The 23,704-nt window shown below is 49.1% G+C and carries 21 protein-coding genes; 7 read left to right on the top strand and 14 right to left on the bottom strand.

The window, feature by feature from the left end:
* Positions 1-29 precede the first annotated feature (29 nt).
* The 9 genes from ABF86_RS07480 to ABF86_RS07520 form a co-directional block, all read right to left on the bottom strand.
* Positions 30-752, bottom strand: coding sequence for a DUF3619 family protein (locus ABF86_RS07480; RefSeq protein ID WP_011634450.1), 723 nt, complete (start codon positions 750-752; stop codon positions 30-32).
* Positions 749-1,327 carry an RNA polymerase sigma factor gene (locus ABF86_RS07485; RefSeq protein WP_049753108.1) on the bottom strand — a complete coding sequence of 193 codons (579 nt, stop codon included), beginning with the start codon at positions 1,325-1,327 and terminating at the stop codon, positions 749-751. The genes ABF86_RS07480 and ABF86_RS07485 overlap by 4 nt, the downstream gene beginning before the upstream one ends.
* Before the next feature lie 224 nt (positions 1,328-1,551).
* Positions 1,552-2,169, bottom strand: coding sequence for a TPM domain-containing protein (locus ABF86_RS07490; protein WP_345889564.1), 618 nt, complete (start codon positions 2,167-2,169; stop codon positions 1,552-1,554).
* Positions 2,069-2,953 (bottom strand): YgcG family protein, encoded by an 885-nt coding sequence (locus tag ABF86_RS07495; protein ID WP_011634447.1) that lies wholly within the window; start codon positions 2,951-2,953, stop codon positions 2,069-2,071. The genes ABF86_RS07490 and ABF86_RS07495 overlap by 101 nt, the downstream gene beginning before the upstream one ends.
* Before the next feature lie 19 nt (positions 2,954-2,972).
* Positions 2,973-3,578 (bottom strand): LemA family protein, encoded by a 606-nt coding sequence (locus tag ABF86_RS07500; protein WP_011634446.1) that lies wholly within the window; start codon positions 3,576-3,578, stop codon positions 2,973-2,975.
* A 59-nt stretch (positions 3,579-3,637) separates the two neighbouring features.
* On the bottom strand, positions 3,638-3,946 hold the full coding sequence (locus ABF86_RS07505; RefSeq protein WP_240142266.1) for a BolA/IbaG family iron-sulfur metabolism protein: 309 nt from the start codon (positions 3,944-3,946) through the stop codon (positions 3,638-3,640).
* Positions 3,947-4,244: 298 nt separating this feature from the next.
* Complete coding sequence (locus ABF86_RS07510) at positions 4,245-5,075, bottom strand: hypothetical protein (RefSeq protein ID WP_011634444.1); 831 nt, start codon at positions 5,073-5,075, stop codon at positions 4,245-4,247.
* Between the two features lie 602 nt (positions 5,076-5,677).
* Positions 5,678-7,015, bottom strand: coding sequence for a 30S ribosomal protein S12 methylthiotransferase RimO (rimO, locus tag ABF86_RS07515; protein WP_011634443.1), 1,338 nt, complete (start codon positions 7,013-7,015; stop codon positions 5,678-5,680).
* Positions 7,016-7,456: 441 nt separating this feature from the next.
* Positions 7,457-7,726 carry a PepSY domain-containing protein gene (locus ABF86_RS07520; RefSeq protein WP_011634442.1) on the bottom strand — a complete coding sequence of 90 codons (270 nt, stop codon included), beginning with the start codon at positions 7,724-7,726 and terminating at the stop codon, positions 7,457-7,459.
* Positions 7,727-8,250: 524 nt separating this feature from the next.
* Here ABF86_RS07520 and ABF86_RS07525 point away from each other — a divergent pair.
* The gene (locus ABF86_RS07525; protein ID WP_160803514.1) at positions 8,251-9,423 is read left to right on the top strand and encodes a type III PLP-dependent enzyme; all 1,173 of its coding nucleotides are present in this window, start codon (positions 8,251-8,253) and stop codon (positions 9,421-9,423) included.
* 285 nt (positions 9,424-9,708) lie between these two features.
* Here ABF86_RS07525 and fghA read toward each other — a convergent pair whose 3' ends face one another.
* Positions 9,709-10,578, bottom strand: a complete 870-nt coding sequence (fghA, locus tag ABF86_RS07530; protein WP_011634440.1) for an S-formylglutathione hydrolase — start codon at positions 10,576-10,578, stop codon at positions 9,709-9,711.
* Between the two features lie 12 nt (positions 10,579-10,590).
* Positions 10,591-11,697, bottom strand: coding sequence for an S-(hydroxymethyl)glutathione dehydrogenase/class III alcohol dehydrogenase (locus ABF86_RS07535; protein WP_074685196.1), 1,107 nt, complete (start codon positions 11,695-11,697; stop codon positions 10,591-10,593).
* A gap of 224 nt (positions 11,698-11,921) precedes the next feature.
* On the opposite strand from ABF86_RS07535, the gene ftsH reads away from it, so the two are divergent.
* Positions 11,922-13,757 carry an ATP-dependent zinc metalloprotease FtsH gene (gene ftsH / locus ABF86_RS07540; RefSeq protein WP_218138417.1) on the top strand — a complete coding sequence of 612 codons (1,836 nt, stop codon included), beginning with the start codon at positions 11,922-11,924 and terminating at the stop codon, positions 13,755-13,757.
* Here the strand turns inward: ftsH and ABF86_RS07545 are convergent.
* Positions 13,746-14,192, bottom strand: a complete 447-nt coding sequence (locus tag ABF86_RS07545) for a DUF3293 domain-containing protein (protein WP_240142267.1) — start codon at positions 14,190-14,192, stop codon at positions 13,746-13,748. The two genes, ftsH and ABF86_RS07545, sit on opposite strands and share 12 nt — an antisense overlap.
* 85 nt (positions 14,193-14,277) lie before the next feature.
* On the opposite strand from ABF86_RS07545, the gene ABF86_RS07550 reads away from it, so the two are divergent.
* The gene (locus ABF86_RS07550) at positions 14,278-14,997 is read left to right on the top strand and encodes a cytochrome C (RefSeq protein ID WP_074685200.1); all 720 of its coding nucleotides are present in this window, start codon (positions 14,278-14,280) and stop codon (positions 14,995-14,997) included.
* On the top strand, positions 14,994-16,271 hold the full coding sequence (locus tag ABF86_RS07555; protein ID WP_074685202.1) for a cytochrome c: 1,278 nt from the start codon (positions 14,994-14,996) through the stop codon (positions 16,269-16,271). The genes ABF86_RS07550 and ABF86_RS07555 overlap by 4 nt, the downstream gene beginning before the upstream one ends.
* Positions 16,272-16,359: 88 nt before the next feature.
* Here ABF86_RS07555 and ABF86_RS07560 read toward each other — a convergent pair whose 3' ends face one another.
* Entirely contained in the window at positions 16,360-17,469 is a 1,110-nt protein-coding gene (locus ABF86_RS07560) for a PD40 domain-containing protein (protein WP_011634434.1), read from the bottom strand.
* A gap of 175 nt (positions 17,470-17,644) precedes the next feature.
* Between ABF86_RS07560 and ABF86_RS07565 the strand changes: the two genes are divergently transcribed.
* Together ABF86_RS07565 and ABF86_RS07570 are read left to right on the top strand one after the other, a co-directional pair.
* Positions 17,645-21,043, top strand: a complete 3,399-nt coding sequence (locus ABF86_RS07565) for a M20/M25/M40 family metallo-hydrolase (RefSeq protein WP_083341452.1) — start codon at positions 17,645-17,647, stop codon at positions 21,041-21,043.
* A 25-nt stretch (positions 21,044-21,068) separates the two neighbouring features.
* Positions 21,069-21,503 (top strand): glycine zipper family protein, encoded by a 435-nt coding sequence (locus tag ABF86_RS07570; protein ID WP_074455342.1) that lies wholly within the window; start codon positions 21,069-21,071, stop codon positions 21,501-21,503.
* A gap of 183 nt (positions 21,504-21,686) precedes the next feature.
* On the opposite strand, the gene ABF86_RS07575 is transcribed toward ABF86_RS07570, so the two are convergent.
* Entirely contained in the window at positions 21,687-23,303 is a 1,617-nt protein-coding gene (locus ABF86_RS07575) for a dihydroxyacetone kinase subunit DhaK (RefSeq protein WP_074685205.1), read from the bottom strand.
* A gap of 140 nt (positions 23,304-23,443) precedes the next feature.
* Between ABF86_RS07575 and ABF86_RS07580 the strand changes: the two genes are divergently transcribed.
* Positions 23,444-23,704, top strand: a 261-nt coding sequence (locus ABF86_RS07580; protein ID WP_275689286.1) for a helix-turn-helix domain-containing protein, incomplete at its 3' end; no start/stop codon positions are given.

Here is a 23,704-nt window from a genome sequence, read left to right on the forward strand (position 1 = left end):
GATCAAATCCGGATTATATCTTGGTTGGGCTATGGGGCAGATATCTCGCTATCGGTTTCTGTATCCTGCGTATCCCTGTCTTCGGAATCTGTATCCGGGGATTCTGCATCATGAGCGTCTCCCACTTCCTCAGAATCCTGAACATCACTGGTTTCATCAGGGACGACATCTGTTTCTGAATTCCTGTCATCCTTGCTGTCGGAAGGTTCATCCATCCAGTCAGGATCCTGAGTTTCACCGGGGTAAACGGAATCGGTAGCCACACCAGAATTTGCTTCTTCATTGACATCGGTTGCTGAAACATCAGTCGTATTTTCCGAATTATTGTTATTTTCGGCTTCGTGAGGAGGCGTTTCATCAGAAGTTCCATCGTCAGCATCCTCCTCTTCTTCGAAATTGGCAGTATCCTCGGTACTGAATAATTCGGCGGGTGCATCATTAGTGAATATGGCGTGCGATGCTGTTGATTTATCTTCAATCCTGTAATTTACCTGCCAGTAGTTATGAATTATTAGGAGCAGCAGAAAACTGGCTGATAATAATAATTTGCCGGCATGATTGGCAAGCCAGTGATACCCGTTCCGGGCTGATATTCCCGCGCCTGCATGCAGCATTTTTTCTGCTGGTTGATAATTTTCCAGAGCGGCTCTGCGTGCAGCTCGCAGTTGGTACAGAGTACCTGGGGTAATGTCACGCAAGCTGTGATCCAGCAATCTTGCGATCGTTCTCCCCGTTTTTTCCTCTTTATTCATCGCTTGACTCCTTTACCCTCTAATATAGCGGCAAGTGTGTGTGTCGCACGGGAGCAATGTGTCTTTACGCTTCCTTCCGAGCAATCCATGATTTTTGCTGTTTCGGATACATCCATCTCTTCCCAGTAACGCAACAGGAAGGCCTCTCGTTGACGTGGCGGTAAAGTTTCTAGCGCCTTGCTGATCAGTTCGATCAGTTGAGATTGCTCCGCTGCGGTACCGGGATTGTTTTTCTGGTCGAAATCCTGCGCCAGTGACAGAGATTCGGGAATATCGGAATATTCATCAGTATCTTTTTCGCTTGAAGCAGGCATAAATGCTGAGAACAACGTCACCCAGAGTGAACGGGATTTCTGTCGCCGATAATAATCACGAATCTTATTTTGCAGAATGCGCTGAAACAGGGGAGGGAGCTCGGCAGGCGGTTTATGCGCATACTTCTCGGTCAGCTTCATCATTGAGTCCTGCACGATATCCAGTGCAGTGTGTTCATCCTGCACCGCGAATAACGCTTGCTTGTATGCACGCAGCTCGACTTCGCTCAGAAAATCAGAAAGTTCTTGCCGAGTAGCCAGAATAACCTGCCTTGGAGTTTATGATTCATTTTCGGTAATGCAACGGCCATCGCCATTATCAGATACATAGAAGGTATACAGAACGACAGCAAGAGACAGCAATATTATAACTTCCTGTCGTGCAGCAGGCGCATAGAATCAGGTAGTGAGCCAAGGTAAAACCAGAGTCGATTGGATTTATTCTGATCCGGCTGACCTGTCTTTCAGGGAAGTGGAAGACGGATTTATAACACGACCGGGTAATCGGAAAGCTCGCTTTTTCTTTTGCCAGCGCTGTTGGCTGGAAAGTATTGCTGTAGCACTCTGGTAATTACATCAATTCCGGAGAGAATACCCTGTTCAAATTGTCCCTGGCTGAAAGCAGTTTCCATCGTATGGCAAGCAGCGTCCCATTCCGCCTGTTCCATGCGAGTGTAAATGCCCCGATCTGCTATGATCTCCACGCTGTGATCTGCCATTAATAAATAAATCATCACACCATTGTTCTGTTCGGTATCCCAGACTCGCAACAGGGAAAATACATCAATGGCCCGTTCACGACTGAAATGATTTTTCAACAGCAGGGATATATCCAACGCCGCTTCTACTGCAAAAACAATTTCGCCACTATGTGTGGTTTCAGACCGTGCAATTGCCTGCTTGATTGTATTCAGCGTATTCGGTGGAAATGCACGTTTTACGGCTGATTGACCAGTGACGAGATGGCGGATGATGCGCATCAAATTCATTAATTTCTCCTGATTACCATCTTCCCGAGGCGCCGCCACCACCAAAGCCGCCACCCCCGCCACGGAATCCACCGCTAGAAAAACCACCCCCTCCAGGCCAGTTTCTGCGCCCACTCCTGAACCCACCTTGGTGAATGATTCTCCCTGTCTGCTCAAACAGGCTGATAACAAATGCCACGATGGCAATTAGGACAGCGATCAGCAGTGAAGAGGAAATCAGCCAGATCAGTAATCCTGCAATACTGCTGGTTATGGTTGCACCGGTCATTCTCCCAAACGTGGCTTGCAGCATCCTGCCCAGCATCAGCATGACAAATAAAACGGGAATAATGTTTTCCAGCACAAGGTTCATACTGGCTGATTCTCTCGCCTGCCGTGCAGGAACAGGCAAAGGTTCGCCTTCAATCACACTGATAATCTGCCTGATACCTGTCTGTAATCCACCAAAAAAATTACCATGCTTGAATTCAGGAGTAATTCCCTCGTCTATGATGCGCCGGGCGATGGCATCCGGTAATGCACCTTCAAGTCCGTAGCCGGTTTCAATCCGCAAGGTTCTGTCATTCTTGGCAACCAGCAGCAATACGCCATCATCGATTCCTTTGCGGCCGAGTTTCCATGCCTCAACCACACGAATTGAATACTGCTCAATCGTTTCAGGCTGTGTGGAGGGAACAATTAGCACGGCGATCTGACTGCCTTTTTTTGCTTCAAAATTAGCTAGTTGTTGCTCCAGTTGAGTGATTTCTGTTTTGGTGAGCGTTCCAGTCAGATCGGTAATATGTGATTTAAGCGGAGGAATAGCAACATCGGCCAGCACCCCGGTGGCAGCAACACATAACAGTGCTATAAACGACAAACTGATATGCCGCTTGATTCCTGTAAATAAAATCAACATGCTTGCTTATTTAATCAATTTATTGAGCAGTTACCGGAGCACCAAATTCCACCGTGGGCGGAACAGCAATCGCTTGTTCATTCTCCACCGTGAAGTTGGGTTTGACCTGGAACCCGAACAGCATCGCAGTCAGGTTGCTCGGAAAGGAGCGAACCGTTACGTTATATTCCTGCACTGCCTGGATGTAACGGTTACGGGCGACCGCAATACGATTTTCAGTACCTTCCAGCTGTGCCTGCAGATCACGGAAATTGGCACTGGATTTGAGCTGCGGGTAATTCTCTGCCACCGCCAGCAAACGGGTAAGCGCACCGGTCAGCTCACTCTGAGCGTTCTGAAAACGGGCAAAGGCTTCCGCATCGTTGATCAGTTCCGGTGTCGCCTGAATGCTGCCTGCTCTGGAACGGGCGGCAGTCACTCCCAGCAACACTTCTTTTTCCTGTGTGGCAAAGCCTTTTACCGTATTGACCAGATTCGGAATCAGATCTGCCCGGCGCTGATACTGGTTGATTACTTCCGCCCAACTTGATTTGATCTGTTCATCAGTCGATTGCAGGGTGTTGTAGCCGCAGCCGCTGAGCAGCAGAACGCAGGCAAGTGTCAGAAAATTTAACAGTTTTTGCATAAGAACCTCTCTGAAAGTTGATGGGCCACTTTCGCGGCGTGAGGTTATCACTCCCGGTTTCATTCGGCAGCCGATCCACCAAGGCAGGGTGGGGATGTGCGCGCTGCATCATGACGTTCCTGCCATTCCGCAGGAGTGAATGTGTGTAACGCCAGTGCGTGAATGGAGCGAATAATCTCATCCGTCAGCGTGGCGTTGACCAGCCGGTGACGCGCCACCAGCGGTTTGTCATCAAATGCAGCAGATACAACCGTTACCTTGAAATGAGATTCGGATCCTGCCGGGACATTATGACGATGGCTTTCATTAAATACTTCCAGGAACTGCGGCTGTAACGATTGTAGCCTGCTTTCAATCCTGTTCTTCATGTCTGTCATGTTTATTGCAACCTTCTGTTGTTATTTCCTGGCTCAGATTGATGTACTTCCGTTGAGACTTCTTTATGAAAAATGGGTTCAGTCGATTGTAAAAATTGACAATTTTCTTATGAGTTGTAGATATTAATCAATATATGGAGGGTGTTCTTTTTTTGGAGACGCAGGCCGAATTGAGGGTGCCTGCAAAATATACCGAATAGGTTGGAAGGGCGAGTACCATGCAACGCAGTGCTTCGCCTGAAAAATGACTTTAGAAAGCCGGAGATAGATTCTCCGGCTTGATGGTAGATTAGCAGCAGCGCAGCTTTCTGGTGAACCCTAATGCCAGTAAACCGGCAGTTAGAAGTACCAATGGCATGGGTTCGGGTATTTCATTTGGATTCTCTGCTGGATCTTGTGGATCCTCCGGTTTGGCTGTCCAGGAAATAAGGTTTTGAGAATCTTGGGTCATTTTTCCATTTTTACATTGTCCCTTTTTATTTCCACTTGTGTATTTTTCAGTACAAGTAGAGCTTGATGTCAGGAAAAATAAATCATATTTCTCACTTTTTGTGCCATCTTGAGTGTTGTCATAAATATCTTTTATCCATCCATTTGCCAGATCGTCGGCATCACCAAATCCTCCTACCTTGAAGTTGCCCTTTGAAAGTGGGTTTCCGTTTTGATTGCCCTGGTTTTTGCCGTTTTCAAACAGAATTTCCCACAGGGTGAGCTGGAATGCCGTTAATTCTTTTCCATTTGCCGAATTGTCAAGGTAGTCGCCATAATTATCGAACAGGTAACCAATCCGGGCGATTTCCCAGGAACCAATACCAGCTACGCTTCCCGTTGTCAGGGCATCCATTTGGTATGTGGTTCCAGATTTTAGCGTATGGAAAATATCAGCACAGAATGCGTAGAAATCTAATCCTTCAGATGTTTTAAATTTGAATTCTCCCGCATATACATTTCCTTGAACAGGTTTTCCCTGATTCCATGGGTTTCCTGACCAAGACGAATTATTGGGAAGGGTTCCTACTTGTTCATTTCCAAATGTATCTGTATAGGTCAATGTAACTGGATCAGCATGCGCTGTTCCAATTGCTGCAAATAAGGCTGCTGCAATAAGTGTTTTCTTCATAGGTAAATCTCCTTCGGATTAAAAATTTTGTTTTTAATTGGTTACCACTATCGACTATCAGGGCTAATGAGGCATCGATCCTGAACAACCTTGATTTACAATAAGCACATTACATGCCAATACTTTATTTGCGATATAAGTGCATGACACTAATAGATATATGTTCTATTTGCAGGGGTGGCTAAGTAGAACAATTCTTTGCTTGTAAATTTTTCTGACAAGCCTTGATACTTGCTGGAATTTTTATAGTGATTTGTTTGTTATAAGGAGATAACCTGAATGCTTGTTTTCTCCATTGATATTTTGTATGGAGAGCCAGGGGGCTGGTTTATACGAGGAAATATAGGAAAAGTTGTGAGGCTGGAGAGGATTTTGGCTTTGGCATTGTGCCAAATCAATGACACGGAATGGTTTCGAGTAGTGGCGTGCAAAAGCACAGCCACTCAAGCAGAATCAGTTGCTGGTCAACGCGGTACTGGATTGCCTCGGCGTTGCTTCAACACAGCACCTTGTAAGGATTGAGGAAAAAGTGGCAATGATACAAATGCCACTTTTGCGGGCAGGCACAGTCGCCGAAGCAATTCAGGAGTTTACTGTTCGCGTTAGATTTTCTCTGTCCACAGGTCGTGAATGTCAGTATCGGTAACGCGCACATCTGCCCAGTCACCCGGTTTAAGGGTTGAGGCATCATTAATGTAAACAACGCCGTCAATTTCCGGTGCATCGGCATAACTTCTGGCGATGGCGCCTTCTTCATCAACTGTGTCCACCAGCACCCTGAGCTGCTGGCCTTTTTTCACAGCCAGGCGTTGTTTGCTAATGATTTCCTGCTGTTGCATCAGTCTTTCCAGTCGTTCTTGCTGGATTTCGGGAGGAACATGATCAGGCAATACATTGGCAGCCGCGCCTTTGACCGGCGAATAGGTAAATGCCCCCACCCGATCCAGTTGTGCTTCTTCCAGAAAAGCGAGCAGTTCCTCGAATTCTGCTTCGGTTTCTCCCGGAAAACCAACAATAAAAGTGCTGCGCAGAGCAATGTCCGGGCAGGTTTTGCGCCACTGCTGAATGCGCACCAGTACGTTTTCACTATTGGCTGGGCGTTTCATCAGCTTGAGTATGCGTTTGTTGGCGTGCTGAAAAGGAATGTCCAGATAAGGCAGGAGCTTGCCTTCTGCCATTAATGGGATCAGTTCATCCACATGTGGATAGGGATAGACATAGTGCAGCCGTACCCAGATACCGAATTCCCCCAGTGCGTTCGCCAGTTCGGTGATGCGAGTGCGAACGGGTCTGCCTTGCCAGAAGCCGGTGCGATATTTGATATCCACCCCGTAAGCACTGGTATCCTGGGAAATAATCAGCAATTCCTTGACACCAGCTTCGACCAGACTTTGCGCCTCCTGCAGTACACCACCCACCGGTCGACTGACCAGATCACCGCGCATGCTGGGAATAATGCAGAACGTGCAATGATGATTGCAGCCTTCGGAAATTTTGAGATAGGCGTAATGCTTCGGCGTGAGCTTGATTCCCTGTGGCGGTACCAGATCAAGATAAGGATCGTGCGGTTTGGGTAAATGATGGTGAATGGCGGCCATCACTTCCTCGGTTGCCTGCGGGCCGGTTACTGCCAGCACGCTGGGGTGCGCCTGCCGGATGACATCCTCTTTTGCACCCAGGCAGCCGGTTACAATCACCTTGCCATTTTCAGTCAGTGCTTCGCCAATGGTTTCCAGCGATTCCGCCACGGCACTATCAATAAAACCGCAGGTGTTGACGACCACCAGATCAGCATCGGCGTAGTTGGGTGAGATCAGGTAGCCCTCTGCTCGCAGGCAGGTGAGGATACGTTCGGAATCAACCGTTGCCTTGGGGCAGCCAAGTGATACAAAACCAACGCGTGGAATTGCAGGGGGGTGTAGGGATGAGGCAGCTGTCATTCAGATTTCCGTATATACAATGGTTTATATCCATCACCGCTTTCCTGGCTCCGGATGAAAGGCGGTATGGTGCCACCGGGGAATATATTGCACAAGATTTCCGTCAGTTCAATCAATTCTTAGAACCTATTCAAGATCTCGATCAAGGGATGCAGTTCAATTTCAACGCCGTAATGTGCCCTTCAGTGAGATATTGAACAGGTTCTTATGAAAAAATCAGAATTCAGTAGAAGGATTGCAACGAGAGAGCGAGAATAATGGTCTGATTTTTTGGTTGCCAACTCTGCTGGATTGTTTCATGTTTGCGACATTCACCATAACGGAGTTATGTGCAGATGGCTCAAAGACAGAGCCTTACCATAACAGGCAGGATGTTATTGCGCGAATGCCTGCAGCGGGAAAAAATCCAGCAGCAGTTTTATCGGGGGGTGTTAGTCAAGGTTATTTGTTCGGGATGACTGCATTTTTTGCCGGATCGATTTTTACTTTGATTTTTTTACCATTGGCGTCGATGATTTTTACCTCGACGATCAGCTTTCCCTGTTCTCTTTCAACTTCAGCCTCGTGGATATTTCCGGGGTTTGCTGCAACGGCTGCCTGAATGGCTGAAATTACCTGATCTGCTGGTAATCCTTCATTACCAGCAAATGCACTATTGAACGAGAAAAACATGGTTGCGGTGAAGATGGCTGCTCCGGTAATTTTTTTCATCGTGATCTCCTTCCGGTTTATCTGGATATACCAACTCTCTTATAAAGCTGGTTGTTCAAAATATTAGTCCTGCGCTTGCTCATGTGCAAATCTTTTGCGTAAAAGATTCTTCTGAAAACTATTTTTCAGGCGAATCGAGGCATTAAGTACCCTGAAAAAATATTGCCTGTATTTTCTTGTCCAATATAAATTGGTCGGCAGAAAAACCCAATAAAAAGTTGTTAATTGGCTCTTTTTTCTGATGAAGATTGCTGTTTATAAAGTCGCTGGGCTTTGCAAACAGCCATCAAAAATAATGAAGATAATTTCTGTCATATAAGATGATGATTATTAATCGTTTATTTTAATAAAAATAATGCAAAAAAATACTTGATTCTGAAAAAATCAAGCCTATAATGCGTGCCTTTAGAAATTCCAGCAGCCCATAAGGAGGTCATCATGAGAAGCAAGATAAACCTGTTTGTTCCAACTGATTGGGTTCAAATTCATATTCCCGAAACGTAGCGATTCCAGGAGAAACCCTCATGAAAAAACTATCCGCAGCCGTACAGCAACAAACAGAAAATGCCATTTTCGATACTCACCCTGAAATCAGTATCGATCCCTCCTTGGTGGAAGCCAAGTTAAAACAAGGTTATCTGAAGCCTTTTCTGATGGTGGATACCGCCATCATTCGCAATAAAGCCCGACGATTCAAGGCAGCCATGCCACGCGTACATCCGCATTATGCAGCCAAAGCCAATCCTGATCCGCGCGTGCTGAAAACGTTGATTGAAGAAGGCGTTGGGTTTGAAATCGCGTCGATTGCCGAGCTTGACCTCCTGATGGGTTTTGGCGTGCCGGCTGCCGAAATTTTTTACAGCAATCCGATGAAATCACGCGCCTACCTCCAGTATGCTGCTGCGAAAGGCGTGGAGTGGTACGTGCTGGATAGCGTTGAGGAGCTGCGCAAGATCGTCAGCATCAAAGCGGATGCCAAGCTTTATTTGCGGATCGACACTCCCAATATCGGCAGCGACTGGCCGTTGGCAGGAAAATTTGGAACACATCTGGGAGACGTGCGCGAAATTATTGATGAAGCTGTGAAGCTGAATGCGGATCTGGCAGGTGTTACTTTTCATGTGGGTTCCCAATGCCGCAATCCACAGAACTGGCGGGTTGGGATCGAACGTGCCAAAACCGTGTTTGCCAGCATGCGCGAAGCCGGTCTTAATCCCCGGTTGTTGAATCTGGGTGGCGGTTATCCGGTGCGTTACGTCAAGCCGATCCCATCCATTGAAATCATTGCCGAGGTTATTAACGAGGCCATTGCTGATTTGCCGCAAAATATTCGCATCATGGCAGAACCTGGACGTTATCTGGTATCCGACTCAGCGTGTTTTGTGTGCCGCGTGGTCGGTACTGCGACCCGTAATGGCAAGCGCTGGATGTATTGGGATGCAGGGATCTTCGGTGGCATCATTGAGGTAAGCGAAGGGTTGCGTTATGAAATCTTGACGCAACGCAATGGTTCTTTGGCTCCCTGGTCAGTTGCTGGTCCGACATGCGATTCTGTGGATGTGCTGATGCACGACGAGATGCTGCCTGAAGATGTGCGGGAAGATGATTTCATTTTTATCCCCAACGCAGGCGCTTACACAACGTCGTATGCAAGCAATTTCAACGGCTTCCCATTGCCAGATGTCATTGTAGTTTGATGGAGCCATGAACTGCCATGCCAGTAGAGGAGATGGCGGCATTTTTATCAAACTTGCCGCTTATCCGTATTAAGGATGGTGGATGGCATCGTCATTGTGAAATCCGTAGGCCTCAGCTGCGAGTGTAGTGTGGCGGCGGATAAAGCAAAGCAATTAGCAGGCCATCCTTATCCCGGTTGTAACCGCTCTGGATTGCTTCGCACGAACATGCTCGAAAAGGCGAGAGGGAGAGGTTGTCGCTGTCGCACAATGACGATGAGATATAGCAAGAAAATCCAGATTGAATCAACCTGCTGAATCAGCCGGATCCAACGTCAGGAAAGTGTGGTGATGTCGCAAATGATCTTCAATAAAAGTGCTGATAAAAAAGTAGCTGTGATCATAGCCAGCATGGCGACGCAAAATAATGGGCTGTTCAGCTTGCTGACAGGCGGCTTCAAAATAGCTGGGATGTAATTGCTCAGCAAGAAAAGGATCGTCTAGTCCCTGATCAATTAACGGGGTTGGTAGTCGGTGACCAGATTCGATCAGAGCGGTTGCATCGTGTTTATGCCAGCTTTCTGGCGATTTCCCCAGGTAACGACTGAATGCCTTTTGTCCCCAAGGGCAGTGAATGGGGGCTGCTATCGGCGCAAAGGCAGAAACTGACTGGTACAGCTCAGGGTGGCGTAACGCCAGGGTTAACGCACCATGTCCTCCCATTGAATGTCCTGAAATTCCCACACTTTTCGGATCAACTGGAAATTGACCCAGTATGATGTTGTACAGCTCTTGTGTCACATAGCTTTCCATGTGAAAGTATTTGGACCAGGGGGATTCTATGGCATCAAGATAGAACCCGGCGCCTGATCCAAATTCCCAATCATCCGCTTCACCAGGAATGCCGGTATTGCGTGGGCTGGTATCCATACTGACCAGCATCAGCCCGAGCTCGGCAGCATAACGTTGTGCACCGGCCTTAATCATGAAAGTTTCTTCTGTACAGGTCAGCCCGGCTAGAAAAAACAGTACGGGTAAACGCTGCTCACCGGCTTCGGGCGGCACATACACTGAGAAGCGCATCGGTAAGCCGATAATTTCTGAATGATGCTGATAATAACTTTGAAGACCACCAAAACAGCGGTGCTGGCTGCGAATTTCCAGTTTGATTGTCATTTTTTTAAGTCATCAGTAAATTACAACAGAACGAATAGATTTTCCGGCTTCCATCAATTTGAAACCTTCGTTGATGTCTTCCAGTTTCAGGGTGTGTGTAATCAGCGGATCAATACTGATTTTTCCCTCCATATACCAGTCAACAATACGTGGTACATCCGAGCGGCCACGTGCGCCACCAAAAGCAGTACCCTCCCATTTTCTACCAGTCACCAGCTGAAATGGGCGGGTACTGATCTCGGCGCCAGCTTCTGCTACACCAATAATGATACTGCGCCCCCAGCCTCTGTGTGTGCATTCCAGCGCTTGGCGCATAACAGTGGTATTGCCGATACATTCAAAGCTGTAATCTGCACCTCCATCCGTCAGCTGTATTACTGCATCCACCACGTTTTCTACTTCCTTCGGGTTGATGAAATGGGTCATGCCGAATTGTCGGCCTAATGCTTCCCGCTCCGGATTGATATCAACTCCGATAATCTTGTCCGCACCGACCATGCGCGCACCCTGAATAACATTCAGGCCGATGCCGCCTAGCCCGAATACAGCGACGTTTGCACCCGTTTCTACTTTGGCGGTGAACAATACCGCACCAATACCGGTGGTCACCCCGCAGCCGATGTAGCAGGCTTTGTCAAAAGGGGCATCTTCACGAATCTTAGCCAGAGCAATCTCAGGGACAACGATGTAGTTAGAAAAAGTTGAAGTGCCCATATAGTGCATAATGGGTTTGCCGTTGAGCGAGAAGCGCGAAGTGCCATCCGGCATCAGGCCGCACCCTTGTGTCGCACGGATCGCCTGACATAAGTTGGTTTTACGCGAAAGACAAGACTTGCATTCCCGGCATTCCGGTGTGTACAAGGGAATCACATGATCACCCGGGCGCAGCGATTTGACATCTGTACCCGTTTCAACCACAACTCCGGCACCTTCGTGGCCAAGAATTGCAGGGAACAGGCCTTCCGGATCAGCGCCGGAAAGTGTGTAGTAATCAGTATGGCAGATACCCGTGGCTTTGACTTCAATCAGCACCTCTCCCGCGCGCGGAGCGGCAAGATCAACCTCTTCAATGGTAAGGGGCTGGCCAGCCTGCCAGGCAACTGCTGCATGTGTTTTCATGACGGAGATCATCCTTTTAGGAGAAGTTTGATGAAAGCAGTCATTGTATGTGACTGACACGGCCGTGTAATCTAGTTCTTTGCGAAAGGCCGGATGAAAGGTAAGTGTACCACTTCTCGGTTTTAGATCGACAAAATTGGGTATGATTTAGCAACTTGCGAACCCGATTTCTGAAAAAATAAAATCAGACAAACAAAGGAGGATTCATGAAAAACCAGTCACCGGTGGATAAGAAGACACAGATTAACTTCTGGTATGTGTTGATCGCGGTAACCAGCATTCTCTTCATCCAAAATCTTTACACACAATATACAAAAATTGAGCCAATTCCCTACAGTCGCTTTCAGACATTACTGGAGGAGGACAAGGTAGCGGAAGTAGCTATTACTGATCAACAGATCTTTGGCAAACTCAAGGATACTTCTGGTGAAAAATTTACCGAATTTGTCACCACGCGGGTTGAATCGGATCTGGCGGAGATGCTAGACAAACATAGTGTTACCTATACTGGCGTGGTGCAAAGCACCTGGTTGCGCGATATTCTTTCCTGGATAGTGCCGATGGCAATTTTTATCGGTATCTGGCTGTTTATCATCCGTCGGATGAGTAAAGGAGTAATGGGGAGTGGATTGATGTCGATTGGCAAAAGTCGCGCCAAGGTTTATGTGGAAAAAGAGACTAAAGTCACATTTGCCAATGTTGCAGGGGTAGACGAAGCCAAGGAAGAGCTGGTTGAAATTGTCAATTTTCTCAAAAATCCGGCCGAGTACAGCCGGCTGGGTGGACGAGCACCTAAAGGCATTTTACTGGTTGGCCCACCCGGCACGGGTAAAACATTGCTGGCACGTGCGGTAGCAGGGGAGGCAGGCGTACCGTTCTTCTCGATTTCCGGTTCAGAATTTGTCGAAATGTTCGTTGGGGTGGGTGCCGCCAGAGTGCGTGATCTGTTCGAGCAAGCACGCCAGATGGCACCCGCCATCATCTTCATCGATGAATTGGATGCGCTGGGGCGTGCACGCGGAGCAGGTGGATTTGGTGGCCATGATGAAAAAGAACAGACACTGAATCAATTGTTAGCCGAGTTGGATGGGTTTGATCCCTCCAGTGGCATTGTTTTGCTCGCAGCCACTAATCGTCCCGAAATCCTGGATGCTGCCTTGCTGCGTGCCGGGCGTTTTGATCGACAGGTACTGGTAGATCGGCCTGATAAAAAGGGTCGTCAACAGATTCTGGCTGTGCACATTGGTAAAATTACGTTGGCATCAGATGTTAATACCGAGCAGATAGCGGCGCTGACGCCTGGTTTTACCGGTGCAGATTTAGCTAATCTGATTAATGAAGCTGCGCTGTTGGCGACCCGACGTGATGCAACAGCCGTGACCATGGAAGATTTTAACAATGCAATCGAGCGTATCGTGGCTGGCCTGGAAAAACGTAACCGACTGATTAATCCTGATGAAAGGCGTACAGTTGCCTACCACGAACTGGGGCATACCCTGGTAGCGCTTGCTCTGCCTGGATCGGATGAAGTCCATAAGGTTTCGATTATTCCACGCGGAATCGGGGCGCTGGGTTACACCATTCAACGCCCCACCGAGGATCGCTATCTTATGACGCGCAGAGAATTGGAAAACAAGATGGCGGTATTGCTGGGTGGGCGTGCGGCAGAGCAACTGGTATTCAGTGAGATTTCCACTGGCGCTTCCGATGATCTGGCACGTGCCACTGATATCGCTCGTGCGATGGTGTTGCGCTATGGTATGAGCGAGGCAATCGGAAATGTGGTTTATGATCGGGAGCAAATGACGTATCTGCAAACCAATTACCCGATGCCACAAAGCCGTGATTATAGTGAGGAAACCGCTCACAAGATCGATCTGACAGTACGTGCACTACTTGATCAAGCGCTTGAGCGTGCGATTAAAATTCTGGATATGAATCGGCCGTTGCTTGATCAAACGGCGGAGCAATTACTGGAAACTGAAACATTGAATGAGCCGGAAATAGAAGAGCTGAAGCGTAGCATCCTTGTTGAGGAAACTGTCTCTTCAGCGCAGTAAAACTAATCGGGAGATTGCGTCAGTATTCATCCAGATGATTGCATTCTGTCCAAACGCATGTCCGATTGTTCTGGCTGTGGCAAGATCGATCCCCAATGCGAGAAAACCTGCTTCGGCAGGCCATTCTCCGGCGGGATCGATACTCTCTCCCGGGTATATGTGCTTTGAATAGCCGGCAAGTTGCTCGTATAACTGGATCGTGGCAGACTGATTTTCTTCAGGCGTTACCATTTGGCTGGCGGGGTTACAGGCGGTGATATACGCTGCATACTGGTTCCCGGTTGCCTGTAGTAATGTTGCAACAGACTTGGATTGGCTGCCAATACGCAGCATGATCAAGCGGGTTGTATCAATCCTTATCTGGTACCAGGCAGCAAGGTAATTATTAACCAGTTCTTTTGAAAGTATAGTTGGCTTTGTGTTTCTATCCTGCAAAATGGCCTGATTCCAATCTGGACTTTCAGATAAAAATGCAGGAGTATTTCGTTTATTTTGATAACTTTTCACCAGTTGAGTGTAAATGAAATTTATTGTTTTTATTCTATTATGGGCGATCGTCGGCTTGGCCAATGCGCTAGAGCCGGGGGCATCTGAAATTCCTGATACGCTGGAGCAGCGCGTCAAGCCTTGTATTATTTGCCATGGTGATGAGGACAGAGCAGGGCGGGATGCATATTATCCGCATATCGCGGGTAAACCTGCTGGTTATCTATTCAATCAGTTGCGCAATTTCCGTGATGGGCGACGTTATTACCAAGCAATGGCGATTTTGCTGGAAAATATGTCTGATGACTATCTGCTTGAAATTGCCCATTATTTCTCCTCCCTGAAATATTCCTATCCACAACCGACAGCAAACACACTTTCACCCGATGAAACACAGGCAGTGGAAACACTGATTCATTCGGGCGACCCTGACCGGGATATTCCCGCCTGTAGTGCTTGTCACGGTAAGGCATTAACAGGGACGAAACCCTTTATTCCCAGTTTGCTGGGTTTGCCGCATGCCTATCTGGCTGCTCAATTTGGCGGCTGGCGCAACGGTGGAATCATGCGTGGACAAACACCAGATTGTATGTCTGAAATAGCCAAAAAAATGACGCAGGAGGAAGTAAATGCGTTGGCCATGTGGCTGCCTACCCAGCCAGTAACGGGTGAGCCCGCAGAAATGGAAGAGCTGACTCCGGAACTTATGCAGCGTTGTCATACGATTCTATCTGGAGAGGGCTTTATCCAATGAAATTGTCAAATGAATTTAAATTTGCCGGGAAACGGCAAATGATTGTTTTTGCAGCGAGCCTGTTGTTACCGTTGTCAGTTGTTGCAGCAAACCAGTTTCCAGCCCCAGATGCTGAGCAAGTTAAGCGTGGCGAATATCTGTCGCGTGCTGCGAATTGCATGGGCTGCCACACGACCCGAGGCGGAGAGCCTTACGCTGGCGGACGTACACTGAAAACCCCATTTGGTGAATTTGTAACACCAAACATCACGCCGGATAATGAAACTGGCATTGGCCGCTGGAGTGGCGAAGATTTCTGGCAGGCACTTCATTTCGGGAAAGCGCGCGATGGCAGCTATCTGTACCCCGTCTTTCCCTATACCGAATATACAAAGGTCACGCGCGAGGATGCAGATGCCGTGTTCGCTTATCTGCGTTCATTGAAGCCGGTTGCGCAGACCAATCCACCACACAAGATCAACCCGCCCTACGATAACCAGTTTCTGCTGTTCCTGTGGCGGACATGGTACTTTAAGGAGGGGGTGCATGAGCCGGATAATTCCAAAAGTGAAGAATGGAATCGCGGCAACTATCTGGTACAAGGGCTTGGGCACTGTAATGCCTGCCATACCCCGCGCAATGTATGGGGTGCCACTCAGGATAGCAAGCTGGCAGGGGGTGAAATCATGGGGACCTACTGGTATGCCCCTTCGCTGATTTCTCCATTGGAAGCGGGGGTAGGGGAATGGTCAATAGATGAAATCGTCAAACTTTTGTCCACCGGTATAAACAAGCATGCGGTAACTTCCGGCCCCATGGCCACTGTTGTTCGGCAAAGCCTGCAATATCTGTCTCCTGAAGATATACGTGCCATGGCGGTTTACTTGCAATCTATTGGTGAGAAGCGTAGCAGGAATGAGGCACTGAAAAAAATCCCACCCATGCCGGAACGAGTCAGCAAATATCTGGCACTGGGGAAACCGGTATATGAAAAACATTGTCAAGGTTGTCACGGTGAATCAGGAGAAGGCGTGCCGGGCATTTATCCACCGCTGGCAGGTAATCGTAATGTTACTATGACTTCACCACACAACACCATTCGCAGCGTGCTGTATGGCGGGTTTCCTCCCGTCACGGCGGGTAATCCGCGCCCTTACGGCATGCCGCCTTTCCAGCACATCATTCGCGACAATGAAATTGCCTGGGTGGTTTCCTACATCAGAAATACCTGGGGAAATCTTGGCAGTTTGGTAAGCCCGGAAGAAGTTGATAGCAGCCGGGGAAATGAGTTCTGAAGCCGGGCTGGGTTGACGTTGGCTGACAGTTTTATTTTTTACAACTGTCAGCCAGACTAAACAACCACTGATTTTAACCAATAGTTATTTATTTCAACCCCAGACTTTCCAGTGCTTTTTCATGGTTCCATTTGCCATGAAAAAGATGGCCTTTTTTATCAGGTGTGCGATCGCTGGTCCAGGTGATGTACTGGCCATCCGGTGTAAATACCGGTAGACCATCAAATCCTTCTTCCTCTGTTACTCGTACGGGCTCTTTCTTGCTGTCAACATCAACGACGTAGAGCTCAAAATTCCGGTGCCCCTCAACGTTGGCTGCGAAAATAATGTACTGATTGGATGGGTGGTAAAAAGGTGCCCAGGACATTTTATTGAGCCGGGTAAGTTGCTTTTGATCCGATCCATCAATATTCATGGTGAATATTTCTGCTTCTTGCCCATTTTCCGAGAAACGACGCCAGACGATCCTTTTTCCATCCGGACTGAAGAACGGGCCACCGTCATAGCGGTTGGTATGCGTCAGTCTTTTTACATTGGAACCATCTGCATCCATGATGTAAATATCGATTAGGGAAGAAGGGTTATTGTTGAACAGTGCAGTTTCTTCTTCGGTAAGCGGCTCGCTGTAAGCCCGGCGGTTGGAGGCAAATGCAATCAGCTTGCCATCTGGCGACCAGGAAGCCTCTGCATCATATCCTTTGGTATTGGTGAGATTTTTGATATTTTTACCTTCAAAATCGGCTTCATAGATATCATAGAATTCGTCATAATCCCAGGCATACGCCCTGCGTTGGCCAGATTTTCTTTGCTCAATCTCAGCAACCATCTTGGCTTTGGCTTCGGGATCGTCATGGGTTGAAGAAAACAACACCTTCTCCTGGGAAGGATGTACCCACGAACAAGTGGTTTTGCCAATACCAGGTGAAATCTGCTGCACATTCTCGTTGGCAAGATTTTTCAGATAAATCTGGTAAAAAGGATTCTCACCAGCAACTTCTGCCTGATAAACCAGCCAGTTACCATCAGCACGGTAATACCCTTCACCTGACCTGACTTCCTGCCCCGAAACTTGTTTGGCATCGGTAATGAAACCGGCTGCTCCTGCCTGAGCCATAACAAGAAAACAGGCGGTTGCCAGTAAATTACGAGCAAATGGCAGGCCACCGGAAAGGTTGATTGGCTGTGTAAAATTTTTCATTTGGTTCATAATCCTCGTCAGTAAATAAAAATCATTTAAGCATAGTTCCCGTAAAAAGATAAGCAAAGGTAAGCGAACCCACCCGTTACAAGGGCATCATAATAAAGAATCATCAAACCAGCCCGAACGATCTGGTTCGCTATTCAATTCAGTTTCCGATAATTTTTAATCAGTTATGACACTCCCAATCCGTTTTTTTATCCTGTGCTGCTTCATCTTTATCAACCTGCTTTGTAGTGTGCTTGTGCTGGCTAATGACCAGACATTTCACCACCGGATGGAAATCATACTCTCGCCGGACACCTCGAAAATTCAGGTCAAGGATCAGATTCATGTCCCAAAACATGTGCTCAATCCAACAGCAGCTACTCGTCTGGAATTCAGCTTGCATGCGGGTTTATCGGTTACAGTAAATAAAGGAGTAGATATTGTCGCCCGAACAGCTGATGTGGTTGCGGGCTATGCCGGCCCGGTACCGCTGAAGCGTTACACTATAACGTTACCGGCAGGGCAGGAATCTTTCTCACTGGCTTTTAACGGACAGATTCACCATGCAGTGCGTGATCCCAGTCTGGAATACGCACGCAGCTTTAGCTATTCGCCTGGATTGATTTCGGAAGAAGGCGTGTTTCTGGCCAACTCAACTGCCTGGTATCCCCGGTTTGATGAAGATATGGTGTCATTTCACCTGAATATTCAGCTGCCAGCCGGTTGGGATGTTGTCAGCCAGGGAAAACTGTTGCAGGAGCAGACCACAGCAACCACCCGGCATGTTATCTGGGAAGAAAACCATCCGCAGGATGATATTTATCTGGTTGCCGGGCGCTATCAGCGTTACCAGCAAACAGCCGGGCCGGTCGAGGCCTATGTTTATCTACGCAGCGCGGATGAGGCATTGGCACAAAAATATCTGGATGCCACCGGGCAATACATCGCCATGTACAGCAAGCTGATCGGGCCTTACCCCTATGCAAAGTTTGCACTGGTCGAAAACTTCTGGGAAACCGGTTACGGCATGCCTTCGTTTACCTTGCTGGGACCGCGAGTCGTGCGTTTTCCTTTCATTCTGCATACCTCCTATCCGCATGAAATTTTGCATAACTACTGGGGTAACGGCGTATTTGTTGATTACCGCAAAGGTAATTGGTCAGAAGGATTGACTGCTTATCTGGCCGATCATCTCGTCAGCGAACAGAGTGGCAAGGGAGAAGAATACCGTCGCGATGTGTTGCAAAAATATGCTGATTTTGTCAACAAGGAAAAGGATTTTCCAATTGTCCAGTTTACTTCGCGCCATAGTCCCAGTACGGAAGCCATTGGTTATGGCAAAACCATGATGCTGTTTCACATGTTGCGGCAGGAGCTGGGGGATCAAGACTTTACCCGGGTGCTGCGCACCTTCTACCAGCAATACCAGTTCAAACAAGCCACGTTTGAAGATCTGCTGACAACTTTTAATACCCAAACCGGCAGGGATTTTTCTTCGTTCTTTCAGCAATGGGTGTATCAGAGTGGTGCGCCTGATCTGCTGCTGGAAAGCGCCCAGGCTGAACCTGTAGGCAATGGGTTCAGGCTTAAAGCCGTTGTTAAGCAAACCCAACCAGGTGTTCCTTATCAATTGAGTGTGCCGGTGGCAATTCATCTGGAAGGGGAAACGGCTGCTCGACAGAGTCAAATTAAAATCGATCAGCCAGGTAATGTTATTGAAATGGATTTCCCGGCACGTCCGGTACGTATTGATATTGATCCCCAGTTTGATGTATTCCGGCGTTTGGATAATCGCGAGATTCCTTCCGCCTTATCGCAAGGTTTTGGTGCAGAAACCCCCTTGCTGATCTTGCCTTCCAACGTCAGTGAAGAACTGATGCAAGCTTATCAATCGCTGGCCACTAATTGGCAGAAAACGCAAGCCGGTTCGCTGGAAATTGTCCGGGATGATCAACTGCAAGCATTGCCTGCTGATCGCACAATCTGGGTTCTGGGCTGGCAAAACAAGTTCAGCAACCAATTGATTGATTCCCTGGCAGAGCAAGGCGTAGCCAGAAAAGAAGGCACACTGCAGCTAAGCGGTAAAATCTGGCAACAGAGCAGGCACGCTGTGGTACTGACCACACGCCAACCGACCAATCCGGATTTAACCCTGCTATGGGTGGCAGCCGATCAGCCCGCAGCGATTGCAGAACTGGCCAGAAAATTGCCGCATTACCGCAAATACAGCTATCTGGTATTTGAAGGAGATGAGCTGAATAACATCAGCAAGGGGCAATGGCCAATCACCCATTCACCGCTGACGCAGCTGATCACCCAAAAAGATAACGCGACGTTTACCTCGAATCACGTCGGTACACTGGCACCGCGTCATGCATTGGCAGAATTGCCGCCGTTGTTTTCAGAAAGTCGCATGTTGAAGGATATTACATTTCTGGCCAGCGAAGCATTCAAGGGGCGCGAGCTGGGCAGCCCAGAGCTGGATAAGGTAGCGGAGTATATTGCACAACAATTCCAGCAGGCAGGGTTGCAACCCGGAGGAGAAGGTAAAAGCTATTTTCAGACTTGGCAGCAGGATGTTGGCGTGCCCAAAGGCAAAATCGCACTGCGTAACGTCATCGGCATTCTGCCAGGCACTAATCCGCAACTGGACGGGCAAAGTCTGGTGATTGGCGCGCATTATGATCACCTTGGTATGGGCTGGCCAGATGTACGCGCCGCCAATCGTGGCAAGATTCATTATGGTGCGGATGATAATGCCAGCGGTATTGCCGTCATGCTCGAACTGGCACGGCAGGTTGCAACCAAATGGCAACCGCAACGTACTATCATTTTTATTGCTTTTACCGGTGAAGAAGCCGGTCTGCTGGGCTCAACCCATTATCTTGACAATCCATTATCCGGTTATCCATCGGAAAAAATCATTGCCATGCTCAATCTGGATACCGTTGGCCGACTGGGAAATAACCCCGTCACGCTGTTTGGCACGGGTACGGCACGTGAGCTAGTGCATGTTTTCCGGGGTGCCAGTTTTGTTACCGGTATTCCTGTCAACCCTGTGGCGAGCGATTTTGGTTCCAGCGATCAGGCAGCTTTCATCAAGGCGGGAATACCAGCAGTCCAGTTCTTTGGTAGCGCGCACGAGGATTACCACGCGCCGGGCGATACTGTCGATAAAATCGATACCGCCGGGTTGATCAAAGTGGCAGCCATTCTCAAAGAAGGTGCTGAATATCTAGCCAATCGTATCGAGCCGCTGACCGCCATGCTTGATACACAGCCATCCCGTTTAACACAGACGCCTGCGCAGACAAATGCCAAACGTAAAATCAGCCTTGGCACCGTGCCGGATTTTTCCTGGCAGGGGGAGGGTGTACGAGTGGAAGATATTATTGCCGATTCCCCGGCACAACAAGCGCAGCTACAGCCGGGCGATATTTTGATTGAGCTGGCAGGACAACCCATCACCAACCTGAAGTCGTATGCAGCTATTCTCACAACCATGAAAGCAGGAGAAAAAGTAGTGCTGCAATTTCAGCGGGGAAAAGAGCTTAAGACAATCAAAATCACACCAGTTGAACGCTAATATCAGAAATCAGGAGTGGAATACTATGATCAGCACATCAGGAAAAATAGTGGGAATCGGAATAGTACTATCAGGACTGTCTGCCTGTGCAAGCTATCAGCCTGTGCTGTATCCCAATACTTACTATCAGTCTGTCGGAAGAACTATTGCAGACCGGGATATCAGAGAATGCAGACAACTAGCTGAATCAGCCGGAGCAAGGGAAGGAAGCGGAAGCACTGGCAATACAGCAAGAAGAACAGCTGTTGGTGCAGGCGCCGGCGCAGCCAGTGGAGCAGTTGGCGGAGCCATTGCTGGTGCTCCCGGACGTGGCGCTATGGTTGGTGCTGCCAGCGGCGCTACCTGGGGATTATTGTCAGGTATGTTTGGTTCTGGTACGTCGCAGCCAGCTTCAGCCTATATGAATTTTGTAAACCGCTGTTTACGTGAAAAAGGTTACGAAGTGACTGGCTGGCAATAAGCTGATGTCGCTTCGTGGCGCGGCTTAATTCAGGCATTAGGTTTCATGAGAAAGCAGTACCACCTTCGAAATAGCAGGCAAGGGATTTTGGCCTGGGACGTTAACAATCTCATTCGTCTGACAGCGGATCTGATAGTGACGTAGTTTCATTACATGTTTTAAATAGATGCTTACTATCTAAAATTAGACCAAGTGTTCAAACAGTCGCGCGACCGCCTCAGCACCTGGATCAGCGTGACCGACCAAATGCTTGGCATTGACATAGGAAGCGCGACCAACATTCGCCACACTCATGTGGGCAGTGCGATCGGCACCTGCACGCGCGGCTTTCGCCGCTTCGGACAGGCTCTCTTCCAGGGCATCAAGAGCCGGCGCAAGGGCATCGACCATGGTGCGATCACCCGGACGTGCCCCGCCGATCTCCTGCATTCTCCGCAGTCCGGCCTGCAACGCTTCGTACATTGGCAAGCCGCTTGACGCGGCGTCGCCCGTTGCGGCGAAGAAGATCGCGAGGAGCACACCGAACGAGCCTCCCATGGTTTTGGAAAGCTCCAAGCCAATAGCGCGATAGAGTTGGGTATGGTCGGCAAGCGGCAATCGGTCCATGGCGCTGATCAGGGCGCGTGCCGCGCCGGCTAGCGTGCTTCCGGTGTCGCCATCGCCTGACTTCGCGTCGAGCGCGTTGAGGTCGTTCTCAGCGGCGATCAGAACCTCGCAGCATCTGGTCAGGAACTCCCTGGTCGGCTTGTGCTGCGAGGGCATCGGAACGACAGGCGTCAGGCCGTCCGGAAGCGCCTGAATAGCGACCTGGCCCAGCCGGGAGACCCGCGGCCATGCTGCCAGCGGCGTGTGCTGCTTGAGCAGGGCGATCTCGGTATCGTCGGCAGGATAGACCGAAATCGAAAAGCCGTGCATGTCGAGAGATGTCATCATGGCCGCCGGCCCGATGACGTGGGTTATCCGCTCGCCAATCGCTGACCGCTGGATTTCGTTGAGGATGATCGACATCTCGATGATCGACGTGCCGCCGAGATTGTTGACCATAGCGACATGCGGCTTTTCTTCCATTGCAACTGACAGGTGCTCGACCATGGCAGCGACAGCTTCGCTCGCGCCCTTGAACTCGACCTGCTCAACTCCGGCTTCACCGTGAATGCCAAGCCCAAGCTCGGCCATGCCGGGCGGGATGCGATCTTCCTTTGGTGAACCTGGGATGGTGCAGGTGCTGAGCGACATGCCAATACTTTTTGTCTTTGACACAACCTTGCGTGCGGCCGCGGCGACGTGCGCCAAGTCGGCACCATTTTCGGCCAACGCGCCGGCTATCTTGTGGACAAAAAGCGTGCCAGCAACGCCGCGGGCTTGGGGCAAGCCTGGCAACGCCACATCATCGTCGACGATAACTATCTCGACATTTAAGCCAAACTGGCGAGCGCGCTCAGCCGCCAGCCCGAAATTCAATCGGTCACCGGTATAATTCTTGACGATGAGCAGGCAACCGGACGATCCTGTCACGGCAAGGATGCCTGCCAGTACTGCATCGACTGTCGGCGAGGCGAAGATGTCGCCGCACACCGCAGCCGTCAGCATCCCTTCCCCGACGAAACCCGCATGTGCCGGTTCGTGGCCTGATCCACCTCCCGAAATCAACGCGACCTTGGACTTGTCCCAGTCATTGCGTACAACCACCCGTATATGCGGATAGCCGTCGAGCCGCGCCAGCTTACCGCCAGACGCCGCGATCAGGCCATCGACGGCTTCGGTGACGATGCTTTCTTTGCTGTTGATGAACTGGGCCATGTTTTCAGATCTGTTGCAAAAAATAATTTGTGATAAAAATGAATTTAAAAGTTATTAAAAGATATTTAGTTAAGGGTCTTAGGATGTTTAGTCCCACGGTGTGCTGGTGTAACATATAACCAGCTACGGAGGGATGATTTATGGGACAGATATTACACGGAAGCGCCCGCACGACAGCGGCGGTGCGTCGAGCGATACAAAATAGTCAAGAGAGTCTGAATGTTCTGGCCAAGCGGCATGGGATTAATCCAAAAACGGTAGCGAAGTGGCGGAAGCGGGAATTCACCCACGATGCACCGATGGGCCCCAAAGAGTCGCACTCGACTGTTTTACGTCTGGAAGAAGAAGCCGCTGTTGTGGCGTTTCGCAAACATACGCTTCTACCGCTGGATGATTGTCTC

The sequence above is a fragment of the Nitrosomonas sp. GH22 genome, assembly GCF_009833115.1.
GTDB classification, from domain to species: Bacteria; Pseudomonadota; Gammaproteobacteria; order Burkholderiales; family Nitrosomonadaceae; genus Nitrosomonas; species Nitrosomonas eutropha.

What these genes read in the sequence shown, in the direction of transcription:
- ABF86_RS07565 (WP_083341452.1), top strand. Translation starts at nt 17,645, where the DNA reads ATGACACTCCCAATCCGTTTTTTTATCCTGTGCTGCTTCATCTTTATC.
- ABF86_RS07510 (WP_011634444.1), bottom strand. Translation starts at nt 5,075, where the DNA reads ATGAAGAAAACACTTATTGCAGCAGCCTTATTTGCAGCAATTGGAACA.
- ABF86_RS07560 (WP_011634434.1), bottom strand. Translation starts at nt 17,469, where the DNA reads ATGAAAAATTTTACACAGCCAATCAACCTTTCCGGTGGCCTGCCATTT.
- ABF86_RS07505 (WP_240142266.1), bottom strand. Translation starts at nt 3,946, where the DNA reads ATGAAGAACAGGATTGAAAGCAGGCTACAATCGTTACAGCCGCAGTTC.
- ABF86_RS07550 (WP_074685200.1), top strand. Translation starts at nt 14,278, where the DNA reads ATGAAATTTATTGTTTTTATTCTATTATGGGCGATCGTCGGCTTGGCC.
- ABF86_RS07495 (WP_011634447.1), bottom strand. Translation starts at nt 2,953, where the DNA reads ATGTTGATTTTATTTACAGGAATCAAGCGGCATATCAGTTTGTCGTTT.
- ABF86_RS07570 (WP_074455342.1), top strand. Translation starts at nt 21,069, where the DNA reads ATGATCAGCACATCAGGAAAAATAGTGGGAATCGGAATAGTACTATCA.
- ABF86_RS07535 (WP_074685196.1), bottom strand. Translation starts at nt 11,697, where the DNA reads ATGAAAACACATGCAGCAGTTGCCTGGCAGGCTGGCCAGCCCCTTACC.
- rimO (WP_011634443.1), bottom strand. Translation starts at nt 7,015, where the DNA reads ATGACAGCTGCCTCATCCCTACACCCCCCTGCAATTCCACGCGTTGGT.
- ABF86_RS07555 (WP_074685202.1), top strand. Translation starts at nt 14,994, where the DNA reads ATGAAATTGTCAAATGAATTTAAATTTGCCGGGAAACGGCAAATGATT.
- ABF86_RS07575 (WP_074685205.1), bottom strand. Translation starts at nt 23,303, where the DNA reads ATGGCCCAGTTCATCAACAGCAAAGAAAGCATCGTCACCGAAGCCGTC.
- ABF86_RS07525 (WP_160803514.1), top strand. Translation starts at nt 8,251, where the DNA reads ATGAAAAAACTATCCGCAGCCGTACAGCAACAAACAGAAAATGCCATT.
- ABF86_RS07520 (WP_011634442.1), bottom strand. Translation starts at nt 7,726, where the DNA reads ATGAAAAAAATTACCGGAGCAGCCATCTTCACCGCAACCATGTTTTTC.
- ABF86_RS07500 (WP_011634446.1), bottom strand. Translation starts at nt 3,578, where the DNA reads ATGCAAAAACTGTTAAATTTTCTGACACTTGCCTGCGTTCTGCTGCTC.
- ABF86_RS07480 (WP_011634450.1), bottom strand. Translation starts at nt 752, where the DNA reads ATGAATAAAGAGGAAAAAACGGGGAGAACGATCGCAAGATTGCTGGAT.
- fghA (WP_011634440.1), bottom strand. Translation starts at nt 10,578, where the DNA reads ATGACAATCAAACTGGAAATTCGCAGCCAGCACCGCTGTTTTGGTGGT.